This window comes from Stenotrophomonas sp., assembly GCF_032103445.1.
Classification (GTDB): Bacteria; Pseudomonadota; Gammaproteobacteria; order Xanthomonadales; family Xanthomonadaceae; genus Stenotrophomonas.
The window spans coordinates 1-26,258 of sequence record NZ_DAMDFR010000025.1 but is presented as its reverse complement, the minus strand read 5'-3'; the positions used below and the strand labels follow the sequence as shown (position 1 = coordinate 26,258).

The window sequence follows — 26,258 nt, the reverse complement described above, 5'->3', positions numbered from 1 at the left end:
CTGCCCCGTTGCCGTAGAGCGGGGCTTGCCCCGCTGTTGTAGAGCCGCGCAGCAGGAACAATGACGCGGCGGCGACGACGAACGCGTCGCCACGCGCCCGTGCAATGACGGGCCGTGACGACGCGTGTGGCAGCGTCTCGCAGGGGCCGTTAAACCAGCCCTTCAGCCTTCAACGCGGCCTGCACACCCGCATCGGCTTCCATGCGGGTCTTGAACGCGGCCACGTTGTCCAGCCCGACCAGGTCCACGTTGGCACCGGCGGCCCAGCGCAGGGTGATGTAGAAGTACGGGTCGGCGACGCTGCGGAAGCCCGCCAGCCACGGCTTGTCGGCCAGCTGGCGGTCAGCGGTTTCAAACAGGCCACGCAGGCGCTTGCGCGCGGCGGCGCGGATCGCGTCGTACTGGCCTTCGTCGGCAATGAACTTGCCGGGCCCGAACAGCGGCGAGAACGCCGGGTGCACGTCGGAATTGACGAACGACAACCAGCGGGCAGCCTCGGCGCGCTGGCGCGGGCTGCCGTCACCGGCCAGGCCAGCCTGCGGGAAGGAGTCGGCGATGTAGCCCATGATTGCCGCGTTCTGGGTCAGCACGAAGTCGCCGTCGACCAGCGCCGGCACTGCGCCGGCCGGGTTGATCGCCAGGAATGCGGGCGCTTTCATCGTGTCCTTGTCGAGCAGTTCCACTTCAAACGGCTGACCGGTCCACCGCAGGGCAATGTGGTCGGCGGTGGAACAGGCTCCGGGCTTGCTGTACAGCTTCATGCGGACTCCAGGATGGATCGATGGTGGAAACCACCACTATCGCGGAGCCGGCGGCGCGCGGCAACGGCGCGCCCACAACAGATTGTTACGACTGGCGGGGCTTGAGACTCTGCACCTTATAGAAGGTGTGGTCGCCGATCGTGGCCACCTGGTAGGCATTGCGCCAGCTCGGGCTGGCAATGGCCAGTGCGGCAAAATGGCTGGCCCCGGGCACGATCTCCTTGCGCTCGCCCACCGGCAGCGCCCAGTTGCGCTCGGCGTCGAAGGCCACGGTCATCGCTTCTTCCCACGCATCGGTGTTGCCCAGCTGGGTGCCGGGAGCCACGATGGTCGGGGCGAACTGCTTGCGCGCGGTCACCACCTTGCACATCGAGTCGCCCCACAGGCCGCTGTCCAGACGGCGCAGGGCCACTTCTGCCACGGCTTGCTGGCCGCGCAGGGTCTGGTCACGCGCTTCGAGGTAGACGGTCGTGCTCAGGCACAACGAATCGGCGGCCGGCTGCGGCAACAACTGCGACAGCCAGAGAATCCAGGCCAGTTTCATAAATCTCCTTGCTCCGTATGGGCCGCACCTGGCTGGGCCATCCGATCAACCGGACGGCGGCGAGGGTACTGCTTGGCGTCATGGGGAGGCGACCATCGGGGCCGCCCGTTGGCGGCTCCCGAAAGATCGTGGGGGCCGCACGCTCACTCGAACTGGGTGGTGAGCGGGAAAGTTGGCGCACGATAGGGGGGTATTTCCCAATGCATCCTGAACCGAAAGGCTTGACATTCAGGTTCGGAGCGGGTGCCGGAACCCGCATTCAGGTGACGACCAACGGTCGTCACCTACCGGTTGGCGGGTAGCGCACGACCGTGGGTCGTGCGTGGAACGGCCCCGTTACAACGTCGCCGCCAACCGGCTTCCCTGGTTGATCGCACGCTTGGCATCCAGCTCTGCTGCGACGTCCGCGCCGCCGATCAGATGCGCGTCCACACCGGCAGCCAGCAATGCCGCATGCAGGTCACGACGTGGCTCCTGGCCCGCACAGATCACCACGTGATCCACCGGCAGGGTCTGCTCGTGGCCGTCCACGCGGATATGCAGGCCGCTGTCATCCACGCCGAGGTATTCGACCCCGCCGAGCATCTTCACGCCCTTCGCCTTCAGGGTGGCGCGATGGATCCAGCCGGTGGTCTTGCCCAGCCGTGCGCCAGGCTTGCCGGGACTGCGCTGCAGCAGCCAGACCTTGCGTGCGGGTGCTTCAGGCTGCGGGCGCGCCAGCGCACCACGCGCCTCGAAACTCGGGTCCACGCCCCATTCGGCCATCCAGCGCGCCGGGTCCAGCGCAGGGGATGGCCCTTCATGGACCAGGAATTCGCCGACGTCGAAGCCAATGCCGCCGGCACCGATGATCGCGGCTTCACTTCCCACCGTGACCTTGCCCAGCAGCACGTCCAGATAGGTGACCACCTTGGGGTGGTCGGCACCGGGGAAGTCCACCTGGCGCGGGGTGATGCCGGTGGCCACGACGACGCTGTCAAAACCGGCAAGCGTGGCCACGTCAGCGGTCGTGCCCAGCTTCACCTGCACGCCGGTTTCTTCCAGCTTGTGGCGGAAGTAGCGCAGCGTTTCATGGAACTCTTCCTTGCCGGGAATGCGCTTGGCGACATTGAACTGTCCGCCGATCTCGCTGCCTGCGTCAAAGAGGGTGACTGCGTGGCCGCGCTCGGCGGCCACCGTGGCGCAGGCCAGTCCGGCCGGCCCGGCACCGACCACCGCAATCCGGCGCGGTGCCGGGGTGGGGCGGTACACCAGTTCGGTTTCGTGCACGGCGCGTGGGTTCACCAGGCAGCTGGCGGTCTTGTTCTCGAACACATGGTCCAGGCAGGCCTGGTTGCACGCGATGCAGGTGTTGATTGCATGGGCGCGACCGGCGCGGGCCTTGTTCGCCCACTCCGGATCGGCCAGCAGCGGGCGGGCCAGCGACACCATGTCGGCGTTGCCGTCGGCCAGGATGCGCTCGGCTACATCGGGCATGTTGATGCGGTTGGTGGCGATCACCGGCACCTGCACATGCGGCTTGAGCTTGGCGGTGACGCCGGCGAAGGCCGCGCGCGGCACCGAGGTGGCAATGGTGGGGACGCGCGCTTCATGCCAGCCGATGCCGGAATTGATCAGCGTGGCACCGGCCGATTCAATTGCCTTCGCCTGCTGCACGATCTCTTCCCAGTTGCTGCCGTCGTCCACCAGGTCGACCAGTGACAGCCGGTAGATGATGATGAAGTCCGGTCCGCACGCTTCGCGGATGCGGCGCACGATTTCCACCGCAAAACGCATGCGCTTGGCGGCATCGCCGCCCCACGCGTCACTGCGTGCATTGGTGCGCGGCGCGATGAATTCGTTGATCAGATAGCCTTCCGATCCCATCACTTCGACGCCGTCGTAGCCAGCCTCACGGGCCAGTCGCGCGCTGCGCGCGTAGTCGGCGATGTGCCGCTCCACGCCACGTGCGGACAAGGCACGCGGGGTGAACGGATTGATCGGTGCCTTCTTCTTTGATGGGGCCACCGACAAGGGGTGGTAGGCGTAGCGGCCGGCATGCAGCAGCTGCAGGCAGATCTTGCCGCCGTGCTCGTGCACGGCGCGGGTCAGCTGCCGGTGCGGGCCCACTTCCCACGGCCAGGACAGCTTGCCGCCGAACGGCTTGAGCCAGCCCACCACGTTGGGCGCATAGCCACCGGTGACGATCAGACCGACGCCGCCGGCGGCGCGCTCGGCGAAATACGCCGCCAGCCGCGGGAAGTCGCGAGCCCGGTCTTCCAGCCCGGTGTGCATCGAGCCCATCAGCACGCGGTTGCGCAGCTGGGTGAAGCCCAGGTCCAGCGGGCTGAACAGGTGAGGGTAGGCGGTGGATTCGGCGGCTGGCGACATGAAGATACGCTTGCGTACGGAAGACGCGCAGGGTGCCGGGAAAGGGGCCGCGCCGCAAGTGGGGTGGACGGCAACCATCCGGTAGCGCCGGTTTCTCAATCCCAGCCCGCCAACGTCAGCTTCCCGATCACGCTGCCGGCCTCCAGCTGCCGGTGCGCCTCGCGCAGGTTCGCCGCGTTGATCGTGCCCAGCGTGGTGTGCGCGGTACTGCGCAGTTCGCCGGCATCGACCAGGCTGGCGACCCGGTTCAGGATTCGATGCTGTTCGATCAGGTCGGCGGTGCCGAAGCGCGCCCGCGCGAACATGAATTCCCAGTGGATGCTGATGCACTTGGCCTTGTACGGATCGCCAATGCGCAGCGGGCCGCGCGGCTCCACGATCAGGCCCACGCGGCCCTGCGGGGCCAGCAGTTCGCCCAGCACCTCCCAATAGGCGTCGGTATCAGCCAGGTTCAGGGCGGCGTCCACCGCCGTGATGCCCATTGCCTGCAGCTGGGCCGGCAACGGCTGGCGGTGGTCAATGACATGGTGCGCGCCCATCGCCCGGCACCAGTCTGCCGACGCCGGACGTGAAGCGGTGGCGACCACGGTGAACCCGGCATGGCGGCCCAGCTGGATCGCCATCGAGCCGACCCCTCCCGCGCCGCCGATCACCAGCAGCATCTGTCCGCGGTGGCGGCAGTCGTCGAAGCGCAGGCACATGCGGTCGAACAGCAGCTCCCACGCGGTCAGCGTGGTCAGCGGCAGCGCCGCCGCGTCGGCGAAGTCCAGCGTGGTCGGCTTGCGCCCCACCACGCGCGCGTCGACCAGCTGCCATTGCGCATTGCAGCCGGGGCGGGTGACGTCACCGGCGTAATAGACCTCATCGCCCGGGGCAAAGGCCGTCACCTCCGGGCCCACCGCCTCCACCACGCCGGCCGCGTCGAAACCCAGAATGCGGGGAGGCGCGTCGTCCGCACGCGGGGCGCGGCGTTGTTTGGCGTCCACCGGGTTCACCGAGACCGCCAGCACCCGCACCAGCAGGTCATGTCCGGTGGGTTGGCCGGGGGCCGGGACGTTCATGTCCGACAGCGAAGCCGGATCGTCGATAGGCAGGGCGCGTTCCTGAACAACAGCTTTCATGGCAGCTCCGGCAGGGGAAATCGCATTCATCATACGTCGATGGAGAAACCTGTTTATGCGCTGAATAAGCGCACGCCGGGGAACTGCACGATTTACTGTGGCGAGCCCTTGAAAACTCTGGAAAAGTGGGAAAACCCTTGTCGTTGCTAGGTCTTGCGCAACTTCATAAAGCTGTATAGGGTGCCCGCAGCTGGGCCGGGTAGAGGTCTGGCGGTCGTCTTCACATGTTATGTGACTGTTAACATCACCTTCACTCCCCTGAGCATAATGTTCGCGGCGGTGGCGTGCTGAACCCGCAGTCTGAAACGACGCAATAGCGCTCGACCATGCCTCTACCGGTTTCATACCCCCGAACTAGGAGCTGTATTACATGAACAAGAAGATCCTTACTGCCGCGCTGCTGGGCGGTCTGGCCATGGCCCAGGCTGCGTCCGCGCAGGAGTTCGATGACCGCTGGTACCTGACCGGTTCGGCGGGTTTCAATTTCCAGGACAGCGACCGCGGGACCAATGATGCTCCGTTCGTCACCCTGGGCCTGGGCAAGTTCATCAGCCCGAACTGGTCGCTGGACGGTGAGCTGAACTACCAGAACCCGAACTTCGATGCCAACCAGGATCTGAACTGGAGCCAGTACGGTGCTGATATCTCGGCCCGTTACCACTTCATCCAGGACGGCCGTGGCTGGAACCCCTACCTGCGTTTCGGCGTGGGCTACCAGAAGTCGGAAGAAGAGTTCTCGCAGCCGGGCCCGGTGCTGGGTGAGCGCAAGGACGGCAACTTCTCCGCCATCGTCGGCGTCGGTCTGCAGACCACCTTCGAGAAGGCTGTGGCCGTGCGCGCCGAAGTCGGCTACCGCGGTGACTTCGACGACAAGAGCTACAACCCGACCCTGAACGGCCGTGACGAAAGCTGGTTCGGCGACCTGCTGGCTTCGGTCGGCGTCGTGATCCCGCTGGGCCCGGCTCCGGTTGCCGCTGTGGCTCCGCCGCCGCCGGCTGCTCCGAGCTGCGCCGACCTGGATGACGACGGTGACGGCGTCAACAACTGCGACGACAAGTGCCCGAACTCGCAGCCGGGTCAGACCATCGGTCCGGACGGTTGCCCGGTGCCGGTCTCGATCGACCTGAAGGGCGTGAACTTCGACTTCGACAAGTCGACCCTGCGTCCGGACGCCGTGGCGATCCTGAGCGAAGCCGCCCAGATCCTGACCCGTTACCCGGACCTGCGCGTCGAAGTGGCTGGCCACACCGACTCGAAGGGTACCGACGAGTACAACCAGAAGCTGTCCGAGCGTCGTGCTACCGCTGTGTACGACTACCTGACCAGCAACGGTGTTGCCGCGTCGCGTCTGGTCGGCCCGATCGGCTACGGCGAGTCGCGTCCGATTGCCCCGAACACCAACCCGGATGGTTCGGACAACCCGGAAGGCCGCGCCAAGAACCGTCGTACCGAGCTGAACGTCCAGAACTAAGTTCTGACGTAAAGGTTCAGAAGCAGGGCCCGGCATTGCCGGGCCCTGTTTTTTTGTGCGCTGGGTAGGAAATCGATAAAAAATTCAACGTGTTGCCGTATTCATTGAATGTGGGATCTTGTAAGGCGTTTCGTCGCTGTTAAACTCGACGCGTCGACCCTCTTTCTGGATGCATCCCATGCTGCGTATCGCACTGGCCGCCGCGCTCGGCCTGGCCCTGGTTCCCGCCGCTCACGCCGCCGTGGACTGCTCCGCCCAGGCCACCAGTGTCTCGCCGCTGCCGCTGCCGGCAACGGCGATTGCGCCGGTCGCCGACGAATTCGCCATCCGCGGTTCGCAGCTGGGCATGCCCGCGGGTGTGCTCGTTTCCACCTATGATCAGCAGCAGTCGGTGGACCGCGTACTGCAGCGCCTGCGCATCGACGGCTGCCAGAACATCGCCAAGGCGATGCCGGGCGCGCCGGCGGTGAACCCGAACGATCCGGCCGCGTACAAGCCCAAGACCGAGTTCGACAACACGCCGTGGCGCTTTGACATGAGCCAGAACGGCAAGCGCATGACCGCCGAGGAATTCGACGCGTGGATGAAGGCGCGTGGCGTTCGCGTGGTCAAGGCACGTCCGGCTCCGGCCGCTGCTGCAGCCCCGGCAGCTGAACCGGCGGCCGAGACCAAGCCGGACAAGAAGTAAGTCGCCGCGCGCGACAGAGCGATGCGAACCACCCGCCGCCCCCCTGCCGCGCCGACTGCCGCGCCACGCCATGGTCTGGCGCGGGTCCTGTCCAAAGCGGGGGTGTGCTCGCGCACCGAGGCCGCGCGCTGGATCACCGACGGCCGGGTGACGGTGGATGGGCGCACCATCAACAACCCCGAATTTCCGATCGTCGATGGCCGCCACCAGATCAAGGTGGACGGCCAGCCGCTGGGCAGCACCCGGCGTATCCATCTCATGCTCAACAAGCCGCGCGGACTGGTCACCACCGTCCAGGACGAGCGCGGCCGCGACACCGTGTACCGCTGTTTCGACGGTGCCGGTTTGCCCTGGCTGGCACCGGTGGGACGGCTCGACAAGGCCAGCGAAGGCCTGCTGTTGTTCAGCAACGACCCGCAGTGGGCGGCGCGCCTGACCGACCCCACGACCGGCCCGGACAAGACCTACCACGTGCAGGTCGACGCCATTCCCTCTGCTGATCAGCTGGCGGCGCTGTGCACTGGCGTTGACGACGACGGCGAGTTCCTGCGCGCCCGCCAGGTGCGGCTGCTGCGCAGCGGCGAGAAGACCGCCTGGCTGGAAGTCGTGCTGGAAGAAGGCCGCAACCGTCACATCCGGCGTCTGATGGCGGCCTTCGATATCGCCGTTCTGCGTTTGATCAGAGTGGGGATAGGCCAGCTGCAACTGGGAACGCTTGCCAAAGGGGGCTGGCGCGAACTGCAGCCACACGACCTTGAACTGTTGTACGCCACGGCCGGAGGTGCCGGGGCTGAAATCTAGTGTGTGGCCCGCTGGGGAGCGGGCGCACCACCGGGCAATGGACGGCCTGCTTCTACAGACTGACCACTACCGGGAGAAGTGCCATGTTCATCGTTCAATCTTTCCGCCCGCTGCTGCGCGGGGCCTGCCTGCTGTTGCCAGCGGTCGTGCTGACCGCCTGCGGCGGACACAAACAGGCCGCCAAAGCGACTCCGCCGGTCACAGACAAGGTGGTGGAGCTGAAGCTGCCGGAGCTGGACGGACGTGGCAGCTACCGCTTCCACATGAGCGACGGCAAGAAGCGGATGAGCGCCGATGAGTTCGACGCCTGGATGAAGGCCAACGGCATCCGCGTGGCCAAGGGCAATCCGCAGGCCCGGCCAACCCCCAAGCCCGCCACCAAACCGGTGGTGGTGGCGAGCAAGGACGGCAAGAAGAAAAAGAAATGATCAGCCCTTGATCACACCCAGCTCCACGCCAATCCGCGTGAACGCATCAATCGCGCGGTCCAGGTGCGCACGGGTGTGCGCCGCGCTGATCTGGGTGCGGATGCGCGCCTGGCCCTTGGGCACCACCGGGAAGAAGAAGCCGATCGCATAGATGCCTTCTTCCAGCAGGCGCTCGGCGAACTTCTGTGCCAGCGGTGCGTCGTACAGCATCACCGGGCTGATCGGGTGCACGCCCGGCTTCACGTCGAAGCCGGCAGCGGTCATCTTCTCGCGGAAATAGGCGGTGTTTTCCTGCAGCGTGGTGCGCAGGTCGTCGGCGGCGGCCATCATGTCGAACGCCTTGATGCCGGCGGCCACCACGTGCGGCGGCAGTGAGTTGGAGAACAGGTACGGACGCGAGCGCTGGCGCAGCAGTTCGATCACTTCGGCGCTGGCGGTGGTGAAGCCGCCCAGCGCGCCGCCCATGGCCTTGCCCAGGGTGCCGGTGATGATGTCGATCTTCTCCAGCACGCCCTTCACTTCGGCCGAGCCGCGGCCGGTGGCACCCAGGAAGCCGGTGGCGTGGCATTCGTCGATGTGCACCAGCGCGTTGTACTTCTTCGCCAGGGCGGTGATTTCATCCAGCGGCGCAATGAAGCCGTCCATTGAGAACACGCCGTCGGTGGTGATCAGTTTGGTCCTGCAACCGGCGGCATCGGCCGCCTGCAGCTGCGCTTCGAGATCGGCCATGTCGCAGTTGGCATAGCGGAAGCGCTTGGCCTTGCACAGGCGCACGCCGTCGATGATCGAGGCATGGTTGAGCGCATCGGAAATGATTGCATCGTTCTCACCCAGCAGCGGTTCGAATAGGCCGCCATTGGCGTCGAAGCAGGCCGCGTACAGGATGGTGTCCTGCTTGCCGAAGAAGCCGGCGATCTGCTGTTCCAGCTGCTTGTGCAGGTCCTGGGTGCCACAGATGAAGCGCACCGACGCCATGCCGAAGCCGTGGCTGTCCAGGGCGTCCTTGGCCGCCTGGATCAGGTCCGGATGGTCGGCCAGGCCCAGGTAGTTGTTGGCGCAGAAGTTCAGCACCGTGCGGCCGTCATCCAGGGTGATCTCGGCCGACTGCGGGCTGGTGATGATGCGCTCGGACTTGAACAGGCCCTGGGCGCGGATCGCCTCCAGTTCCTCAACATAGTGCCGGGTCAGCGGGGCGTTGGCGGTGTCGGTCATGGCAGGCGGTCACATAGGCGGAAAACCGCGATTTTACCTGCCCGGGCCAGGTCCGGGGTCCGGTCGTTCAAAGGCAGAGGGGAGGGGGCGGAAAAACAGTTGCGCATGTGATTGTTGCATCGCAATATCAATCAGGTTAAAAAACTGTAAACCACGTCACACCCCACCCACGTCCCGGAGAGACCCCGCATGAACCACGCCACGCGCTGTACCGCCGCCGTTGTGCTCTGCGCCGCCTTGTTCGCCCCGTTTGTCGCCAGTGCCCAGGACGAGGCCGAGTCTCCCTTCAGCTGGAACGTCACCGGCGTTTCCGATTACGTATTCCGTGGTGCCTCGCAGACTGACGAAGATCCGACCGTGCAGGCCGGCTTCACCTACACCTCGCCGGTCGGCCTGTATGCCGGTATCTGGGGCTCGGGTGTGGACTTTGGCGACGGTGGACCGGATGCCGAGGTTGATTACTTCATCGGTTATGGCGTGGACATCACCGACAGCGTCAATTTCGACGTCATGCTCAACCGCTATTCCTACCCGGGTTCGAGCGAGCTTGCCTATAACGAGCTGATCACCAAGACCACGTTCGCCGAGCACTTCAATGTCACCGTGGCCTACAGCAACGATGTCTGGAACACCGACACCGATGGCTGGTACTACGCGGCGGGTACGGAATGGACGTTGCCGCAGGACTTCGTGCTGACCGCGAACATTGGCCGCAGCACGTTTGAAAAGGACGTGGCCAAGGATTATACCGACTGGAACATCGGGGTCAGCCGCACCTGGGGCCTGTTCACCCTCGGCCTGGGCTACTACGGCACCGACAGCAGCGGCGATTACAACTTCGGCAAGAATGCCGATGACCGCGTGGTGTTTACGGTCGCTGTTGGCCAGTAGTGCCGGCCGCTGGCCGGCAACCTCATGACCAAAGAAAAAGGCACCCGCTGGGTGCCTTTTTCGTACCGCAGGCGCGTCAGCCTCAATTCCAGCTGAGAACCACCTTGCCGGCCTTGCCTTCTTCCATCAGATCAAAACCCTTCTGGAATTCATCGATCGGCAGCTGATGGGTCATCACCTTGCCCAGCGGGAAACCGCTCAGCACCAGCTGGGTCATCTTGTACCAGGTCTCGTACATCTTGCGGCCGTAGATGCCCTGCACGGTCAGGCCCTTGAAGATGATCTTGTCCCAGTCGCAGCCCGCGCCCTTGGGCATGATGCCGAGCATGGCGATCTTGCCGCCGTGGTACATGCAGTCGAGCATGTCGTTGAACGCGCGCGGGTTGCCGCTCATTTCCAGGCCCACGTCGAAGCCCTCCATGTGCAGTTCCTTCATCACGTCCTTCAGCGAGGTGTTGGCGACGTTGACCACGCGGGTGGCCCCCATGTCGGCCGCCAGCTTCAGGCGGAAATCGTTGACGTCGGTCACCACCACATTGCGCGCACCGATGTGCTTGCAGATGCCGGCGGCGATGATGCCGATCGGGCCGGCACCGGTGATCAGCACGTCTTCGCCGATCACGTCGAACTCCAGCGCGCAGTGCGCGGCGTTGCCGTACGGGTCGAAGAAGGCCGCCAGTTCGGACGGAATCTGGTCCGGGATCGGCCACAGGTTGCTGGCCGGCATCACCATGTATTCGGCAAAGGCACCATTGACGTTGACGCCGATACCGACGGTGTTCGGGCACAGGTGCGGGCGACCGCCGCGGCAGTTGCGGCAGTGGCCGCAGACGATATGGCCTTCAGCCGACACACGCTGTCCCACTTCATAGCCGGTGACCGCCGAACCCAGCTCGGCGATGCGGCCGACGAACTCGTGGCCGATGGTCAGGCCCGGCTTGATGGTGCGCTGGCTCCAGTCGTCCCAGAGGTAGATGTGCAGGTCGGTACCGCAGATGGCGGTCTTTTCCAGCTTGATCAGGACCTCGTTCGGGCCCGGGGTCGGGACCGGCACTTCTTCCAGCCAGATGCCCTTGGCGGCTTCGCGCTTGACCAGGGCTTTCATTGTTTGCTGCGCCATCGGGGTGGAGCTCATCAGGGGGAAAGGCGGAATTATAAAGGGGGCAGGGGGGTAATCCATGTTGCGGTGCGGGTTGGGGGGCGCGCGGCCAGCCACGCAGGGCGTGGCTCTACCGTACCCATACGTGCGGGCGGGCACATGGACAATCCTGCCATTACTTACGGCCGGGAGGGCCGGCGCGTCGGGCGCGGTAGACTTCGGGGTTCTTTCACCAAGGGCCGCTCCATGCGCTCGAATCTGCTTGCGTTCTCCGTCATTGCCAGCCTGGGGCTGGTCCAGGTCGCCCATGCCGCTGAAGGCATGTGGGTGCCGCAACAGCTGCCGGAGATCGCCGGCCCGCTGCAGAAGGCCGGGCTGAAGCTCTCGCCGGAACAGCTGTCCAACCTGACCGGCGACCCGATGGGCGCGGTGGTGGCGCTGGGCGGCTGCACCGCCAGCTTCGTGTCCCCGCAGGGCCTGGTGGTGACCAACCACCATTGCGCCTACGGTGCGATCCAGCTCAACTCCACCGCCGAGAAGAACCTGATCAAGGACGGCTTCAATGCGCCGACCCTGAAGGACGAGCTCAGCGCCGGCCCCAACGCCCGCGTGTTCGTGCTCGACCAGATCACCGACGTGACCGACCAGGCCAAGGCCGCCATTGCCGCCGCCGGCAAAGACCCGTTGGCCCGCACCCGCGCGCTGGAAGCGTTCGACAAGGCCCAGACCGCCGCATGTGAAGCCGAAGCCGGCTTCCGCTGCCGCCTGTACAGCTTCTCCGGCGGCAACACCTACCGTCTGTTCCGCAACATGGAAATCAAGGACGTTCGCCTGGTCTACGCGCCCCCGGGCAGCGTCGGCAAGTTCGGCGGCGACATCGACAACTGGATGTGGCCGCGCCACACCGGCGACTTCTCGTTCTACCGCGCCTATGTGGGCAAGGACGGCAAACCGGCCGCGTTCTCGGCCGACAACGTCCCGTACCAGCCCAAGCACTTCCTGAAGTTCGCCGACCAGCCGCTCGGCGCGGACGACTTCGTGATGGTGGCCGGTTACCCGGGCCGTACCAACCGCTACGCGCTGGTGGGCGAGTTCAATGAAACCGCCAACTTCACCTACCCGATGATCGCGCGTCATTACAACGCGGTACTGGCGCTGATCGATGCCGCTGGCAAGGCCGATCCCGACATCAAGGTGAAGTACGCCAACACCGCCGCCAGCATGAACAACGTGGCCAAGAACTACGCGGGCCAGCTGGAAGGCTTCAAGCGCATCGACGCGGCCGGCCAGAAGCAGGCGGAAGAAGCCGCCGTGCTGGCGTGGCTGAAAAAGCAGGGCACCGCCGGCAAGCCCGCGCTGGCCGCCCACGCCCAGCTGCTCAAGCACCTGGACACCAGCAAGTCCACGCGTGAGCGCGACCTGTTCGTCGGCCAGTTCCACAACACTTCGGCGGTGGGTGCGGCGCTGGCGCTGTACCGCCTGTCGCTGGAGCGCGCCAAGCCGGACGCCGAGCGTGAGGCCGGCTACCAGGACCGCGACCTGCCGACCATCGAAGGCAGCCTGCGCCAGATGGACCGCCGCTACGTGGCGCGCATGGACCAGCAGCTTCAGCAGTACTGGCTGAACCAGTACGTGGCCCTGCCGCCGGCGCAGCGCAGCAACGAAGTGCTGAACCAGTGGCTGGGCGGTACCGATACGGCTGCCGTCGACGGTCTGGTCAAGAAGCTGGCCGGCACCCAGCTGGGCAGCCTGGATGAGCGCCTGAAGTGGTTCAAGGCCGACCGCGCCGCGTTCGAGGCCAGCACCGACCCGGTCATCCAGTACGCCGTCGCCATCACCCCGGCACTGCTGAAGATCGAAGAGCAGAAGAAGACCCGTGAAGGCGAGTCGCTGATCGCCCGTCCGGCGTATCTGCAGGCGCTGGCCGACTACAAGAAGAGCCAGGGCGAGTTCGTTTACCCGGATGCCAACCTGTCGCTGCGCATCACCTTCGGCAACGTGATGGGCTATACCCCGAAGGACGGCGTGGCCTACACCCCGTTCACCACGCTGGAAGGCGTTGCCGCCAAGGAAACCGGGGCCGACCCGTTCGACTCGCCGAAGGCCTTGTTGGACGCGGTCAAGGACAAGCGCTACGGCGGTCTGGAAGACAAGCGCATCGGTTCGGTGCCGGTCAACTTCCTGTCCAACCTCGACATCACCGGTGGCAATTCCGGTTCGCCGGTGCTGGACGCGCACGGCAAGCTGGTCGGCCTGGCCTTTGACGGCAACTGGGAATCGGTCAGCTCCAACTGGGTATTCGATCCGGTGATGACCCGCATGATCGCGGTGGACAGCCGCTACATGCAGTGGATCATGCAGGAAGTGGCTCCGGCCCCACAGCTGCTGAAGGAGCTGAGCCTCACTCCGTGAGGCGCGACCCCGTTTTGCCGGGCATGGCCCGGCACTACGGGAATTTCCGCGCGTGTTTCCAGGCAACCCCTCAGCGACGGCTGAGGGGTTTTTTGTTGCCGGTGTTACAACCCGGCCTTGCGGCCTGCCGACACGGTAGAATGCAGCTCCCCCACGATCGTTCACGTTCTGTGAACGATTGCGACTGTCTTCCCTTTCAAGGATCTCAAGTTCGCATGCGCATCCTGCTTGCCCGTCACGGTGAAACCCCGTGGAACGCCGAAGGCCGCTACCAGGGCCAGATCGACATCCCGCTGTCGCCGATCGGCGAGGCCCAGGCCCAGGCACTCGGTGCCCGGCTGGCCTCGGTCGACATCACCCGCGCGGTGGCCTCGCCGCTGTCGCGCGCACAGCGCACCGCGCAGCTGGCCTTGGGCAGCGAACGCGCCGCGTCGCTGCTGACCGAACCGGACCTGCAGGAAATCGCGCATGGCGAATGGGAAGGCCTGCTGGCCAGTGAGATCCACGAAAAGGATCCCTCGCGCCTGCGTGCCTGGCGTGAAGAGCCCGACACCGTGCTGATGCCCGGCGGCGAGTCGCTGCGCCTGGTGCTGGACCGCAGCTGGCGCGGCCTGGCGCGCGCCGCCGAAGGCCTCGGCGAACACGACACCTTGCTGGTGGTGGCGCACGATGCGGTCAACCGCGTCATCCTGTGCCGCATCCTGGGCCTGCCGCTGTCGCGCCTGTGGACCTTCCGCCAGGCTCCGACCACGCTCAACCTGCTTGAAGGTGCGGACCTGGACAGCCTGGAAGTGGTGCGTCTGAACGATTGCGCCCACCACACCCCGTTCTTCGGCGAAGCCAAGCACCGCGCGCTGTAATTCCACGAACACGATTCATTGCCATGACCACCCTCCGCCCGCAGACCCTGAACGACTGGCTCGCCTTCATCGAGCAGCAGCACCCCGCCTCCATCGACATGGGGCTGGACCGTGTGCGCAGCGTTGCCCAGGCCATGGGGCTGGGCGCACCGGGCAAGCGCGTGATCGTGGTCGGCGGCACCAATGGCAAGGGTTCCACCGTCGCCTTCATCGAGGCCATCGGCCGTGCGGCGGGCTGGAAGGTGGGGGCGTATACCTCGCCGCACCTGCTGCGCTACAACGAGCGCGTACGCATCGACGGTGAAGATGCCAGCGATGCGGCGCTGATCAGCGCCTTCAACGCCATCGAGGACGCCCGCGGGGAGACCACGCTGACCTACTTCGAGTACGGCACGCTGGCGGCGCTGCAGCTGTTCGGCCAGGCCGAACTGGATCTGGCGGTGCTGGAAGTAGGCCTGGGCGGTCGCCTGGACGCGGTCAACATCGTCGATGCCGACGTCGCCGTGATCACCACCGTGGACATCGACCACAGCGAATGGCTGGGCGAGGACCGCGAAGCGATCGGCGCGGAGAAGGCCGGCATCATCCGTGGCTGGAAGCCGGTGATCCTGGGCGAAACCGATCCGCCGTCCAGCGTGCTGGCGCGCGCCTACCTGCTGGGGGCCAACGCGATCCGCGGTGGCAGCGACTTCTTCGCGGATGTGATCGACGCCCAGCGCTGGCGCTGGCGTGATGTCGGCATGCGCATCGAACTGCCGATGCCGGCCCTGCGGGGTCCGATCCAGTTGCGCAATGCCGCCTCGGCGATTGCCGCGCTGCGCGCGTTGGACCGTCCGTTGCCGCGCGCGGCCATCGTCGAAGGCGTGGCCAACGCACGCATCGCCGGCCGTCTGCAGGCGTTCCAGCGTGAGGGCGTGGAGGTGCTGGTCGATGTCGGCCACAACCCGCAGGCCGCTCGCGAACTGGCGAACGCCCTGAAGGCCGCGCCGGCCGCCGGCCGCACCCTGGCGGTGTTCGCGGCCCTGCAGGACAAGGATGCCGTGGGCGTGGTCAATGCCTTGGCCGATCGCGTGCAGGCCTGGCATCTGGCCGGGCTGGACGGTGCCCGCGCGCAGAGCGCACAGGCGCTGCAGGCGCGGCTGGCCGATACCGTCGCCGCCGATGCCCGCACCCATGCCACGGTGGAAGACGCCCTGGCACAGGTGGTGTCCGGTGCACAGCCGGGTGATCGCGTGTTGGTGCTGGGCTCCTTCCACACCGCTGCACAGGCATTGCAATGGCTGCAGTCCACGCCCTGATCCGTTCCGCTTGAGACACGCGTCGTGGCCATCATTCAGCTGGCTTGGACGCGATCACTGCCCACCCCCTTATAATCAAGCCGGCATTCCGCCGCGCCGCCTGCCTGCCTTCCGTGGATACTCCTCTGAAACAGCGACTGATTGGTGCCATCGTTCTGGTGGCCTTGGCCGTGATTTTCCTGCCCATGCTGGTCAAGGGCCCTGCGCCGGACAGCGGCGTGGCCAACGTTCCGATTACCGCGCCCGAGGCACCGGCCGATGGTCAGTTCCAGACCCGCGAGCTGCCGCTGGTGGCTCCGGCCGGTGGCGCGACCGGCCTGCAGGGTGCTGCTTCCAACACCGCGCCTTTGAATGAGGCCGCTGCTACGCCGGCTGACGCTGCCGCCCCCGCGGACACCTCGCCGGCGGTCGCCGCGGGCAACTATGCGGTCAGCTTCGGTGCCTACGCCAGCCAGAAGGACGCCGAGGCGGTCATCGCCTACCTCAAGCGTTCCAATCTGCCCGGTTTCAGCGAGCCGGCCACCATCAACGGTCGCCAGGCCTTCCGCGTGCGGGTAGGACCCTACGCTGACCGCGCCCAAGCCGAAGCCGCGCGTCTGGAGGCGGTCAAGGTCCGCAATGACGTGAAGGCCGAAGTGGTGACCCTCGACGCGCGCGCCGACACCCCGGCAGCGGCTGCGCCGGCACCGGCACCGGCCTCCAGCGCCAGTGCCGTCGCTGCGTCGACCGCCGTGACCACCGAGGCGCTGCCGCCTGAGCCGGTCGCTGCCGCCAAGCCGGCGGTCAAGCCGGAGACGCCCAAGCCGGCCCCGAAACCCGAACCCAAGCCGGAAACCAAGCCGGCCACGCCCGCACCGGCCAAGCCGGTGGCAGCCGTCCCGGCCGCACCGGCCGCCAGCAGTGTCGGCTTCGCTGTGCAGCTGGGGGCCTTCGGCAAGGCCGAAGACGCCAACGCATTGCGCGACAAGGTCCGCGCTGCGGGCTTCAGCGCCTTTGTAGAGCAGGTACGCACCGACAAGGGCACGCTGCACCGCGTGCGCGTCGGCCCGGTCGCCAATCGAGCCGAGGCGGAGAACCTCAAGGCCCAGGTTGCGTCCAAGGTCGGCGTGGCCGGCATGGTCCGGCCTCATCCCTGATGGTCGGGGCGCGCCCCTGCCGGCAGTTCGGCTCCCGCCGTGAGCAGGGGGCCGCATGATCGACCTCGTCCTGCTGGTGGTGATCGGCATCTCCACGCTGCTGGGGCTGATGCGCGGCTTTGTCAGCATCGTCATCAGCACCTTCTCCTGGTTGCTGGGGGGCTGGGCTTCGCTGATGTTCGGGCGCAGCGCCGCCGGCTGGTGGTCGGCCCCGGCTGCTCCCGGCACCGGCCATTACTTCGCCGGCTACCTCACCGTGTTCCTGCTGGTGATGGTGTCGGTGTGGGGCATTGGCCTGGTGATCCGCCAGGCGGTGCGCTCGACCAGCATGAACAGCGCCGACCGCATGCTCGGCGGCGGCCTCGGCCTGGCACGGGGGGCCCTGATCGGCTGCGCCCTGCTGCTGCTGGGCTCGTATACCCCATTGACCCGGGAGCCATCCTGGCGCGATTCCAACCTGCGCGCCGTGCTCGACCCGGGCGTGGGCTGGATGCAGGCCAAGATGCCGCGCATGCCGGAACTGCCGCAGTTGCCTGACCTGCAGGACATGCAGCAGCTGCCGGCGGCGCTGCCGGAAGTGAATCTGGCCCAACTGCCAGCGGCAGGGTTGGGCAAGCCGGCCCAGACAGGCGATAATGGCGTGCTTGGCCAGTTGCTGGGTGGACGCGGATGGCCGCGACCGCTGGATGAGACCCCGCAGCAGGCGGTGGACCCCGCCGACGTGTGGGCGCAAAAGCCAGGTTCCCCCCAGAATCTCGACCCGGCGCTGGTGCGCCCGGACGAGCCCGTTCCAGCCCGGAACGGTTCCCCCGGCCAGGCACGGCCACCTTCACAGTAATGGGCTCGGCCCAGCGGAGATTCGCACCATGTGTGGCATCGTCGGTATTGTCGGCAACCAGAACGTCGCCGGGCAGTTGTATGACGGCTTGACTGTCCTTCAGCACCGCGGCCAGGACGCGGCGGGCATCGCCACCGCCGACGGCACCCGCCTGCGTGTGCAGAAGAAGAACGGCCTGGTCCGCGACGTCTTTGATGCCAAGACCATGTCCACCCTGGAAGGCCGCGTCGGCATCGCCCATGTGCGTTACCCGACCGCCGGCTCGGAAGGCATGGATGAAGCGCAGCCGTTCTACGTGAACTCGCCGTACGGCATCGCTCTGGCCCACAACGGCAACCTGATCAACACCGAAGCCCTGCGCCAGCAGGTGTTCGAGCAGGACCGCCGCAACATCAACACCGATTCGGACAGCGAAGTGCTGCTGAATGTGTTCGCCTATGAACTGGACGCGCAGCGCCAGCTGAGCCCGGAAGCGGCGATCCGCGCCGTGGCCGGCGTGCACCGTCGCTGCAAGGGCGGCTATGCCGTGGTCAGCGTGGTGCTGGGCCTGGGCCTGGTCGCCTTCCGCGACCCGCACGGGATCCGCCCGCTGGTGCTGGGCAAGCGCAGCCACGCAGAAGGTGACGAGTACATCGTGGCGTCCGAATCGGCCGCGCTGGACGTACTGGGCTTCCAGCGCGTGCGCGACGTGCGCCCGGGTGAGGCGCTGGTGATCACCGCACGCGGCGAGCTGTTCTCCGAAGTGTGCGCCGACCCGGTCGAACACACCCCGTGCATCTTCGAGTACGTGTACTTCGCGCGTCCGGACTCGATGATCGACAACGTCTCGGTGCACAAGGCGCGCATGCGCATGGGCATCAAGCTGGGCGAGAAGATCCTGCGCCTGCGTCCGGACCACGACATCGACACCATCATTCCGATTCCGGATACCTCGCGCGATGCCGCGCTGGAAATCTCCAACGTGCTCGGGGTGAAGTACCGCGAAGGCTTCATCAAGAACCGCTACATCGGCCGCACCTTCATCATGCCGGGGCAGGGTGAACGGGTGAAGTCGGTGCGCCGCAAGCTCAACCCGATCCACCTGGAGTTCCGCAACCGCGTGGTGCTGCTGGTCGACGATTCGATCGTGCGCGGCACCACCAGCCAACAGATCGTGCAGATGGCGCGCGACGCAGGCGCACGCAAGGTGTACCTGGCCAGCGCCGCACCGCCGGTGCGTTACCCGAACATCTACGGCATCGACATGCCTGCGGCTGAAGAGCTGGTCGCGCACAACCGCACCGTTGAGCAGATCGAAGCGCACCTGGGCTGCGACTGGCTGATCTACCAGGACATCGAAGACATGGAAGCGGCGGTGAGCGAAGGCAACCAGGAGCTGAAGAACTTCGACTCCTCGTGCTTCACCGGCGTATATCCGACCGGCATCGAGCCGGGCTACTTCGAGCGCATCCAGCAACTGCGTTCGGACGACGCCAAGCACAAGCGCCGCGCCTGAGGCGTGGCGGTGAGCGTACCGCTGCCGCTCGATGCCGCGGCCACCGACCTGCTGCGTGCCGCGCAGCAGTGCATGGCCGAAGCCGACCCACTGCGCAAGGTCGCACTCACCCAGCACTATGCCCGGCAGTTCCGCGACGGGCAGCTCAAGGTCGCTGCCGATGCGCCGCCGCCGGAGGCGATCCGCATGCCCGGTCGCCCACCGCAGCTGCAGCTGGTGCACCCACGCGAGCTGCCACGGCGTGGGCTGGGCAGCCCGGAGGGGCGGGCCGCCTTCATTCACGCCATCGCGCATATCGAGTTGAACGCCATCGACCTGGCTTGGGACGCGGTATATCGCTTCCGTGGGCTGCCGTCCTCATTCCACGCCGATTGGGTCAGCGTTGCCGATGACGAATCGCGCCACTTCATGCTGTTGCAGGGGCGTCTTGAAGCGCACGGTCACCGCTACGGGGATTTCCCCGCGCACAACGGCCTGTGGGAGATGTGCGAGCGAACCGCGCACGATGGCCTGTCGCGCATGGCGCTGGTGCCCCGGGTGCTGGAAGCGCGCGGACTGGACGTCACCCCGGGCATGATCACCAAGCTGCGGTCGGCCAACGACCACGCCACCGCCGACGTGCTGGAAGTGATCCTGCGCGAGGAAGTGGCGCATGTGGCAGCCGGCTCGCGCTGGTATCGGTGGTACTGCACCCGCGAAGGGGTGGAGCCGCGTGCGCGTTTCATCGCGCTGCTGAAGGAGTACGCGGGCGGCTATCTCAATGGGCCGTTCAATCTGGAAGCGCGTCTGCTGGCCGGGTTTGACGAAGAAGAAATGGCCGACCTGGTGGAGCAGGCAGGTGGAACGCGCGTCTGACGCTGGTACGTGCACAGGATCATGGCGTGTCCGCGAACGCAGGATCATGGCGTTGACACGCATGGCGTGTCACTACGACCCTTGGTCGGGCGACCTGTTTGGTCGGGCGACCTGTAGGGACACGCCATGCGTGTCCTCGGGGTCCGTCATCGTTTCAGACGTTGGCCAACACCACGCGCTTCCCGTCTTCCGTTGGCCGGTTGATGTAGAACAACCCGGGCCCGGGACGATACGGTAACTCCCGCACACCCTCATCAGCGGCATACAACAACGCGGTATCCCCCAGCGCATCAAAATTCCAGTGCGCCGACTGCATCAGATAGCGCTGGCGTAATCGCAGTTCCTGCGCCGCATCCAGCGCCTGGCCCGCCAGTAATCGCGCGGCGATGTCCCGGAGTTCGCCCGGTAACGCCAGCCCCGGTAGCGCATCCGGCGACTGCTGCCACATCACACCGGCTGCCACCGCGCGTGCATGCATCAGCCGCAATGGCACCAGCTGGTAACGCCAGTCAATCTCGCGCTTCAACACCACCGCCGCATGCGCGAACAACACCCATTGCGGCAGCACGCTGTCGCTGCCGGCCACGCGCATCTGCTGCCAGCGATGCCAGACATCCACCCATACCGCGTTGTCATCCAACCCCAGCGCCTGCTGCCAGCGCCGGCATGCGGCCTGCGCGCGAACGTAGACCTGGGTGCTGCGCAGCAGCGACAGCGGCGGTGCCGTGGTATCGGGTACGTCATGCTGGCGGATGCGCTGACCCTGTGGCCGGGTCAGCAGCTTGGGGCCTTCGATGCGCTGGTCATAACCGCCGCCGATGTTGGCGTGCGCGCCGGGCAGGGCGATTTCCTCGAAGGTCGGTGCCACCGTGCTCAAAGCGAAATGATGGCGATGTTCGTCGCGCGCGGTGAGCTGCACCACGGTGTCGGCGCAACCGGCCTTCAGCGCAACCTGTGGCTGCTGGTCGGATTGGCGGGAATCGATCGCCACCACGGTATCGAACAGGCCAACGAAGCGTACCGGGCGTGACGGCACCACCGCGTCGCCCTGCAGCTGCCAGCCGGTGCGGCGCAGCTGTTCGCGCAGCCAGTTCCCGCCGTCGGCGCGATTGAGCCGGTTCACCGCGTCGCGGGCCGAAGCCGCCCCACGCGAGAACCCGATCAGGTCCAGCCGCACCGCACCCAGCACCCGGCCGGGCCGTGCCTGCGCCAGCGCCCGCAACGCCTCGGGCAGGCGTTCGTCGAGCGCACGCCGGACCTTGGCGATCACCCCGCTGCGGCCGATGCCGAACGCCAGCCCCATCAGGTCGTCGTCTTCCCCGGTGCGGGTGCCCGCGCCTTCGATGTAGATCGCCAGCGATAACAGCCCGGGCAGGGCAGGAGAGGCGACGCGGTGGTCCGGATACAGCGCGTGCAGCCGCGCGATGTTGGTCAGCCCGTTGCTGTAGCTGCTGGTCAGGCGGCTTTGGTACGGCGACGCATCATCGGCGAGCACCGCCGGGGCCGGTGGACGCGGGGCGGGCGTGGTGCTGCCGGCAGGGCGGGAGGCATGCTGCAGGTTGTCGGCGTTGTTGCGGGTGCCGTCGAAGAACAGGCCGATCTGGAGCGAAACGAGGTCGGTCTCATCAGGTTGCCCTGCCATGGCGTCGGTTCCCGGTCGATGCACGGCCACGTTAACGCGAAAGCGGTACTTACGCGACATAGCTGAACCGTCGTGGCTGCCGATCACAGTTCCAGACATTGACCGGGCAGACCTCTTGTATTCACACGAACGATTGAAGCCATATGACGTGGCTGCTGACAGGGGCGGCAGCGCACCAACAACCATGACTGTTCACTCACGGAGAACGACACAATGTCCAGTTCGATGAGAAAGACCGCAGGTGTGTTAGCGCTGTGCCTGGTGGGCGTGGGAACTGCCGCCGCTGCCCCGTTGTTCGAACCGGTGACGGTGCTCAGCCGCGCCAGCGCCGCCAGCCAGCCGGCCGTGCAGGCGCTGTTGTCGGCCCCGTCCACCGCGGCGGTGGAAGAGGTCCGGGTGGACGCGGCTGCCGTGGTGCCGGGGCAGCGGCAACTGGAGTTCGCGCTGCTGGGGACGCAGGTGAAGGCGCTTCAGCAACGCGTTGAAAGCCTGCCCGACGGCGGCAGCATCTGGTACGGCCAGCTGCGTTCGGCGTCGGACAAACTGACCCGTGCCAGCACCAACGACCCGGGCAATTCCGTGATTCTGGTCAGCGACGGCCAGACCGTGACCGGTTCGATCCGCAAGGACGGTCAGCTGTATCGCCTGCGCCCGGTCAGCGATGGCCGGCACATGCTGGTCCAGGTGGACGAGTCACGCATGCCGGCCGATCATCCGACCGCCGATTACAACGCCTTGCCGAAGATCGACATGGCGGTGGACGAGAAGGTAACCGCAGCGGCCGCGTCGTCCGGTACGCCCGCGACCATCCGCGTGCTGGTGGCGGCCACCAATGCGGCGGTCAGTGCTTACGGTGGCAACATGCAGTCGCTGGTGCAGCTGGCCGTGGCCGAGTCCAACCAGGGCTACGTCAACAGCAACGTGGGCATCACCCTGCAGCTGGCCAACTACCAGGCGGTGGCGTACACGGAGTCGGGCAACTTCAGCACCGACCTGGCGCGCTTCCGCTCCACCAGTGATGGCTACATGGATGCCATCCACACCACCCGCAACAGCACCGCCGCCGACGTGGCCGTGCTGCTGATCAACAACAGCAGCTATTGTGGGCTGGCCTCAGGCATCGGTTCCAGCGCCTCCACCGCATTTGCGGCGGTGTACTGGGACTGCGCCACCGGGTATTACTCGTTCGCGCATGAAATCGGCCATCTGCAGAGCGCGCGGCATGACATCGCCACCGATCCCAGCACCAGCCCGTATGCGTACGGTCATGGCTATCGCTACCAGCCGGCAAGCGGCTCGCGCTGGCGCACGATCATGGCCTATGACTGCACCAGCGGCTGCCCGCGCTTGAACTTCTGGTCCAATCCCAATATCAGCTACAACGGCGTGCCGATGGGGATTGCCGCCAGCGCGGACAACCAGCGCGTGCTGGTCAACACCAAGGCGACCATCGCCGCATTCCGGTAAGGGGTAGGTGCCCACCGTTGGTGGGCACTTCGCTTTACGCCAACGAATCCAGCGTCCAGCCCTGCGGTGTGACCCGCAGCACCGAGCCCTGCTCGTACCAGTCGCCCAGCACGATGCGCGTGCAGGCGCGGCCACCGGCTTCCACTGCATGGATGGCCGGGCGGTGCGTGTGGCCGTGGATCATCGTGTCCACGCCATGACGGACGAAGGTGGCAACCACTTCGTCCGGAGCCACATCGGTCACCGTCTCGAACGTGGCGCGGTCACCCTGCTTCATGTCCGACTGGCGTGCCTGGCTGGCATCGCGTGCTTTCTGCGCGAAGGCAATGCGCGCGGCCAGCGGCTGCGCCAGGAACTGCGCCTGGAACACCGGGTCGCGGGTCTGCGCGCGGAACTGCTGGTAGGCCACGTCGTCGGTGCACAGCAGGTCACCATGCCCCAGCAGCACAGGCCGGCCGTACAGGTCGATCACCGTGGGGTCGGGCAGGATGCGGAAACCCGCACGGCGGGCATAGTCCTCGCCGACGAGGAAATCACGGTTGCCGCGGATGAAGTACACCGGCACGCCCGCGTCGGCCACGGCCTTGAGGGCATCGGCAACCGCATCGGCGGCGGGCGAGGGCGTGTCATCGCCGATCCAGGCTTCGAACAGGTCGCCCAGGATGTACAGCGCCTCGGCCTGCATGGCTTCATCGCGCAGGAACGCCAGGAACAGGTCGGTAATGGCTGGACGGCTGGGGTCCAGGTGCAGGTCGGAAATGAACAGCGTGGTCATGCCCGACATTGTATTCCGATACCCGTGCACGCGCGGACACGCATGGCGGGCTTACGTGCACAGGATCATGGCTTTGACACGCATGGCGGCTTACATGCACAGGATCATGGCTTTGACACGCATGGCGTGTCACTACGATCCTTGGTCGCCCGGGATGGGGTCGCCCGGTGATGTTGGGTCGGGCGACCTGTAGGGACACGCCATGCGTGTCCTAGACCGGCAACCAACGCAGGCTGGCACCGGCCAGGGCGGTGGCAATCGCGGTGGCGGCCAGCACATCGCTGGGGTAGTGCAGCCCCAGCACCACCCGCGACAGCCCGACCGCCAGCGTGAACGGCACCAGCAGTGGTGCCAGCCAGGGGTAGTAGGCCAGCGCGACAATCGTGAACGACACCGCATGCAGCGTATGCCCGGACGGGAAGCTGAACTCGTCCAGCGGGGCCACCCAGGCGCGAATGCGCAGATCGGCGGCGAACGGCCGCGGCCGCCGCGTCCAGCGCTTCAGCCCCTTGTAAAGCAGCAGTGCCATCACCCCGGTGGCGGCCATGTGGATCGACGCGCGCAGGCCATCGAAGCCGTCCACCACCACCAGCGCTCCCATCAGCGCGTACCAGAACACCCCATCGCCTAGACGGCTGACGGTCGCGAACAGGCGGCGCACGTGGCGGCGACGACAATAATGATTGGCGCGACGGCACCACCGGGTTTCGCGTCCGCGCAGCGCATCAAGCGGCATGATCGGCATGGGGCCTCCGGGCGTGGGCGAGTTCGGTCAGCAGGGCGTCGAACTCCGCCACGACCTGCTGTGGATGCAGCCGCTTCATCGCCAGCGCGGCATTGCGGCCCAGCCGCTGGCGTTCGCTGTCCTGTTCGGCCAGGCGCACTGCCGCGGCCTGGAACTGTTCGTCATCGTTCACGGCCACGCCACTCTCATCGGTGCGCAGGTACTCGCGCGCTGCGCCGTAGTCGAAGGCCACCGTAGCGACACCGCTGGCCATGGCTTCCAGGGTGACGTTGCCGAAGGTTTCACTGCGGCTGGCAAACAGGAACAGGTCACCACTGGCGAAGTGACGCGCCAGCGCTTCGCCGCGCTGGACGCCGCAGAAGATGAAGTCTGGATTCTCATGCGCCAGTTTTTCGCGCGAGGGACCGTCGCCGACGAACACGAAGCGTGCCTTGGGGCGGACCTGCTGCAGCTTGCGGAAGGCTTTCACCGCCAGGCCCAGGTTCTTCTCCGGCGCGATGCGACCGACGTAGATGGCGGCAAATCCGTTGCCGTCGATACCCCATTCCTCGCGCAGCGCCGGATCGCGCCGCTGCGGGTCGAACTGGGTGCTGTCCACTGCGCGGGCGAGCAGGCGCACGCGGTCAAACCCTTGGCCGGTCAGGAACTGCTGCAGTTCCTGGGTCGGCACCAGGGTCGCGTCAGCCTGGTTGTGGAAGCGGCGCATCCAACGCATGGCGGCGGCCTGCAGCCAGGCCACGCCGTAGTCGGGCAGATACTCATCGAAGCGGGTATGAAAGCCGGTGGCGACCGGAATACCCAGCCGCCGCGCAGTGCGCAGCGCGGACCAGCCCAGCGGGCCTTCGGTGGCGATGTAGATGGCATCGGGTCGATGCTGCTGCCACTGCCGGGCCAGCCGCTTCGGGGCGGGCAGGCCGAAGCGCAGCCCCGGATAGCGCGGCAGGCCGGCCCCAGATACCAGCAGCGCATCGCCGCCATCGGCTTCGTCGCCCTGGCGCGGTCGCACCAGATCGACCTGATGGCCTGCTTCGCGCAGACCCATTTCCAGGCCCTGCACGGTCAACGCCACACCGTTGACCTCCGGGGGATAGGTTTCGGTGACGATGGCATAGCGCATGGCGGGCCTCCAGTTTCCGCGCATGCTCGGCGCTGGCGATGTAGCCGACATGACGCGGCTGTTACCGGCGGATGACGCGGTTTGATGCGCCGCCTGATTGCCGTAGAGCCGGGCTTGCCCGGCTGCTGTTGGATTTTGGCGAACAGCCGATGGTCATCGGTTCCCGTGTTTGGGCGTGCCGGGATGGGTTTGCGGGACACGCCGTAAACCCATCCATGGGGGCTCGTAGAAA

The 26,258-nt window shown here is 66.4% G+C and carries 23 protein-coding genes; 13 read left to right on the top strand and 10 right to left on the bottom strand.

The features are described from left to right. Nucleotides 1-149 precede the first annotated feature (149 nt). From RT551_RS11015 to RT551_RS11000, 4 genes are all read right to left on the bottom strand, one after another. Nucleotides 150-761, bottom strand: coding sequence for a glutathione S-transferase N-terminal domain-containing protein (locus RT551_RS11015; RefSeq protein WP_313458522.1), 612 nt, complete (start codon nt 759-761; stop codon nt 150-152). Between the two features lie 85 nt (nt 762-846). After that, nucleotides 847-1,305, bottom strand: coding sequence for a cell wall hydrolase (locus tag RT551_RS11010; protein ID WP_313458520.1), 459 nt, complete (start codon nt 1,303-1,305; stop codon nt 847-849). Between the two features lie 336 nt (nt 1,306-1,641). Further along, the gene (locus RT551_RS11005) at nt 1,642-3,675 is read right to left on the bottom strand and encodes an NADPH-dependent 2,4-dienoyl-CoA reductase (RefSeq protein ID WP_313458517.1); all 2,034 of its coding nucleotides are present in this window, start codon (nt 3,673-3,675) and stop codon (nt 1,642-1,644) included. Between the two features lie 95 nt (nt 3,676-3,770). Further along, nucleotides 3,771-4,796, bottom strand: a complete 1,026-nt coding sequence (locus RT551_RS11000) for a zinc-binding alcohol dehydrogenase family protein (protein ID WP_313458515.1) — start codon at nt 4,794-4,796, stop codon at nt 3,771-3,773. A gap of 370 nt (nt 4,797-5,166) precedes the next feature. On the opposite strand from RT551_RS11000, the gene RT551_RS10995 reads away from it, so the two are divergent. The 4 genes from RT551_RS10995 to RT551_RS10980 all read left to right on the top strand — a co-directional run bounded on the left by RT551_RS10995 (nt 5,167) and on the right by RT551_RS10980 (nt 8,184). Further along, nucleotides 5,167-6,267, top strand: a complete 1,101-nt coding sequence (locus RT551_RS10995; protein ID WP_313458513.1) for an OmpA family protein — start codon at nt 5,167-5,169, stop codon at nt 6,265-6,267. 178 nt (nt 6,268-6,445) lie between these two features. Continuing rightward, nucleotides 6,446-6,955 carry a hypothetical protein gene (locus RT551_RS10990; RefSeq protein ID WP_313458511.1) on the top strand — a complete coding sequence of 170 codons (510 nt, stop codon included), beginning with the start codon at nt 6,446-6,448 and terminating at the stop codon, nt 6,953-6,955. Between the two features lie 21 nt (nt 6,956-6,976). Continuing rightward, nucleotides 6,977-7,756, top strand: coding sequence for a pseudouridine synthase (locus tag RT551_RS10985; RefSeq protein WP_313458508.1), 780 nt, complete (start codon nt 6,977-6,979; stop codon nt 7,754-7,756). Nucleotides 7,757-7,839: 83 nt separating this feature from the next. Next, the gene (locus tag RT551_RS10980; protein ID WP_313458505.1) at nt 7,840-8,184 is read left to right on the top strand and encodes a hypothetical protein; all 345 of its coding nucleotides are present in this window, start codon (nt 7,840-7,842) and stop codon (nt 8,182-8,184) included. Here RT551_RS10980 and kbl read toward each other — a convergent pair whose 3' ends face one another. Beyond that, complete coding sequence (kbl, locus tag RT551_RS10975) at nt 8,185-9,396, bottom strand: glycine C-acetyltransferase (RefSeq protein WP_313458503.1); 1,212 nt, start codon at nt 9,394-9,396, stop codon at nt 8,185-8,187. Nucleotides 9,397-9,585: 189 nt separating this feature from the next. On the opposite strand from kbl, the gene RT551_RS10970 reads away from it, so the two are divergent. Then, nucleotides 9,586-10,287: a TorF family putative porin gene (locus RT551_RS10970; RefSeq protein ID WP_313458502.1), complete on the top strand. Its 702-nt coding sequence runs from the start codon at nt 9,586-9,588 to the stop codon at nt 10,285-10,287. A gap of 82 nt (nt 10,288-10,369) precedes the next feature. Here the strand turns inward: RT551_RS10970 and tdh are convergent, their stop codons facing one another. After that, nucleotides 10,370-11,392, bottom strand: a complete 1,023-nt coding sequence (gene tdh, locus RT551_RS10965; protein WP_282297893.1) for an L-threonine 3-dehydrogenase — start codon at nt 11,390-11,392, stop codon at nt 10,370-10,372. Between the two features lie 240 nt (nt 11,393-11,632). Here tdh and RT551_RS10960 point away from each other — a divergent pair, with 240 nt between their 5' ends. The 7 genes from RT551_RS10960 (at nt 11,633) to RT551_RS10930 (ending at nt 20,280) form a co-directional block, all read left to right on the top strand. Continuing rightward, complete coding sequence (locus tag RT551_RS10960; RefSeq protein ID WP_313458501.1) at nt 11,633-13,798, top strand: S46 family peptidase; 2,166 nt, start codon at nt 11,633-11,635, stop codon at nt 13,796-13,798. A 215-nt stretch (nt 13,799-14,013) separates the two neighbouring features. Then, nucleotides 14,014-14,658 carry a histidine phosphatase family protein gene (locus tag RT551_RS10955; protein ID WP_313458498.1) on the top strand — a complete coding sequence of 215 codons (645 nt, stop codon included), beginning with the start codon at nt 14,014-14,016 and terminating at the stop codon, nt 14,656-14,658. Between the two features lie 23 nt (nt 14,659-14,681). Further along, nucleotides 14,682-15,956, top strand: coding sequence for a bifunctional tetrahydrofolate synthase/dihydrofolate synthase (gene folC / locus RT551_RS10950; RefSeq protein WP_313458497.1), 1,275 nt, complete (start codon nt 14,682-14,684; stop codon nt 15,954-15,956). Between the two features lie 113 nt (nt 15,957-16,069). Then, nucleotides 16,070-17,092 (top strand): SPOR domain-containing protein, encoded by a 1,023-nt coding sequence (locus tag RT551_RS10945; protein WP_313458495.1) that lies wholly within the window; start codon nt 16,070-16,072, stop codon nt 17,090-17,092. Nucleotides 17,093-17,147: 55 nt separating this feature from the next. Beyond that, nucleotides 17,148-17,930, top strand: a complete 783-nt coding sequence (locus tag RT551_RS10940; RefSeq protein WP_313458493.1) for a CvpA family protein — start codon at nt 17,148-17,150, stop codon at nt 17,928-17,930. A 28-nt stretch (nt 17,931-17,958) separates the two neighbouring features. Next, nucleotides 17,959-19,425, top strand: a complete 1,467-nt coding sequence (purF, locus tag RT551_RS10935) for an amidophosphoribosyltransferase (RefSeq protein ID WP_311190325.1) — start codon at nt 17,959-17,961, stop codon at nt 19,423-19,425. A gap of 72 nt (nt 19,426-19,497) precedes the next feature. Then, complete coding sequence (locus RT551_RS10930) at nt 19,498-20,280, top strand: ferritin-like domain-containing protein (protein WP_313458571.1); 783 nt, start codon at nt 19,498-19,500, stop codon at nt 20,278-20,280. A gap of 154 nt (nt 20,281-20,434) precedes the next feature. On the opposite strand, the gene RT551_RS10925 is transcribed toward RT551_RS10930, so the two are convergent. Further along, entirely contained in the window at nt 20,435-21,922 is a 1,488-nt protein-coding gene (locus RT551_RS10925; protein ID WP_313458490.1) for a DUF2235 domain-containing protein, read from the bottom strand. Between the two features lie 213 nt (nt 21,923-22,135). On the opposite strand from RT551_RS10925, the gene RT551_RS10920 reads away from it, so the two are divergent. Next, nucleotides 22,136-23,389: a zinc-dependent metalloprotease gene (locus RT551_RS10920; protein WP_313458487.1), complete on the top strand. Its 1,254-nt coding sequence runs from the start codon at nt 22,136-22,138 to the stop codon at nt 23,387-23,389. 34 nt (nt 23,390-23,423) lie between these two features. Here RT551_RS10920 and lpxH read toward each other — a convergent pair whose 3' ends face one another. From lpxH to RT551_RS10905, 3 genes are all read right to left on the bottom strand, one after another. Beyond that, complete coding sequence (lpxH, locus tag RT551_RS10915) at nt 23,424-24,164, bottom strand: UDP-2,3-diacylglucosamine diphosphatase (protein ID WP_313458484.1); 741 nt, start codon at nt 24,162-24,164, stop codon at nt 23,424-23,426. A 211-nt stretch (nt 24,165-24,375) separates the two neighbouring features. Continuing rightward, on the bottom strand, nt 24,376-24,909 hold the full coding sequence (locus RT551_RS10910) for a phosphatase PAP2 family protein (protein ID WP_313458482.1): 534 nt from the start codon (nt 24,907-24,909) through the stop codon (nt 24,376-24,378). Beyond that, nucleotides 24,890-26,026, bottom strand: a complete 1,137-nt coding sequence (locus RT551_RS10905) for a glycosyltransferase family 1 protein (protein ID WP_313458480.1) — start codon at nt 26,024-26,026, stop codon at nt 24,890-24,892. Before RT551_RS10905 ends, RT551_RS10910 begins: the two co-directional genes overlap by 20 nt. Between the last annotated feature and the right edge of the window lie 232 nt (nt 26,027-26,258).